Genomic DNA, 1,214 nt, shown 5'->3' with positions numbered 1-1,214 from the left:
CCGCGACATGGGTGGCGACAGTGTCCCCAGCCAGGCGACCAGCCCGAGAATGACGATCGCAAGACCGCCTTCGACGACGAGGCTCGCCCGCAACAGCGCCTGCGCCCGGGGCGCGTCCTCTTCCTCGATCGCCTGCGCCAGTGCCGGGGTCAGGCGGTAACGGTTGAGTGCGGCCAGGCCCAGCATGCCGGCGAAGAGCAGCAGCTTGGCGATGAGCAGCAGGCCGTAGGTCGACTGCCCGAGAGACGCGATGTTGCCCGGGCCGACCAGGAACCAGCCGTTCACCGTCCCGGTCAGGATCAGCAGGGCGACGATGATCGTGCCGACGAGGGAGAAGCCCCGCAGCGCTTCCTCGGCGAGCATGACCCGGTCCATGTCTTCAGTGGCGAGATCATCGGTTGCGAGCCTGGTAAGAACCAGCGCAAGGAATGCGGCAAGCGCGCCGACCCAGGCGCCCGCGGCGAGCAGATGGATGAGATCGGCCCCCAGTTGCAGCCAGCCCGCCTCGCCTTCGCCGGCCGCGCCATGCCCGCTCCAGGCGAGGGTCGCGAGCGCGACCGCGCCTGCCAGAGTGGACGCGATAAAGACAGGACGGGATTGCCGGCGATAGAAGGGGATGCAGAGCAGAAGAACAAGAAGCGCGACAAGACGCGCCTTCAGCGCCGTTCCCATGGACGTGCCGTTGATGAGGTCTGCGACCATGGATAGATCAGGCTGGGTGAGCGGCAGGCCGGTCATGGCCGCAGCCTGCAACGCGAACCCCAGCGCCGACAGCAAGAGGGCGAGACAGGCGAGACAGGCCACCATTGCCGCCATCGGCATATGCCGCTGAACGATCCGGCCGCCGCCAGGCGCATAGAGCGCGAACAGCGGCAGGCCGAACAGCAGGCCGAGATCGACGTAGAGTGCCCAGCGGACGGCGACGAGTGCCACGTCGTTCATGGCTTCACTTGACGGTAAAGGCGAGATTTCCCTGGATGCGGTGCGTGTCGGTCGAGACGACGTGCCAGGCGACCTGATAGCTGCCTGCCATGAGCGGCTTGTCGAGCGCCAGCACGAGCGTCTTGCCGCCTTCGACGGCCGTCTTGAAGCCGGTAACCGCCATGCGGTGGTTGGGCATGCCGGGCATGCCGGTCATCACGATCTCGGCGCCCGACAGCTTCGGCATCAGACCTTCACTGAAGGTGAGCGTGATACGCGAAGGCGCCGAGACG

Annotated in this window: 2 protein-coding genes; both read right to left on the bottom strand. The window is 66.8% G+C overall.

Annotated elements, in window-relative coordinates; genetic code table 11:
* Positions 1-942 (bottom strand): copper homeostasis membrane protein CopD (copD, locus tag ACIQCS_RS18160; protein ID WP_401531447.1); only part of this gene is annotated, 942 nt, incomplete at its 3' end.
* A gap of 4 nt (positions 943-946) precedes the next feature.
* The coding region (gene copC / locus ACIQCS_RS18155) for a copper homeostasis periplasmic binding protein CopC (RefSeq protein ID WP_401531445.1) at positions 947-1,214 on the bottom strand (268 nt) is incomplete at its 5' end.

This window comes from Sphingomonas sp. NPDC092440, from assembly GCF_044754985.1.
In the GTDB taxonomy this organism is placed as follows: Bacteria; Pseudomonadota; Alphaproteobacteria; order Sphingomonadales; family Sphingomonadaceae; genus Sphingomonas.
Note: the sequence above shows the minus strand (reverse complement) of the source record. Positions and strands in the feature narration are given on the sequence as shown.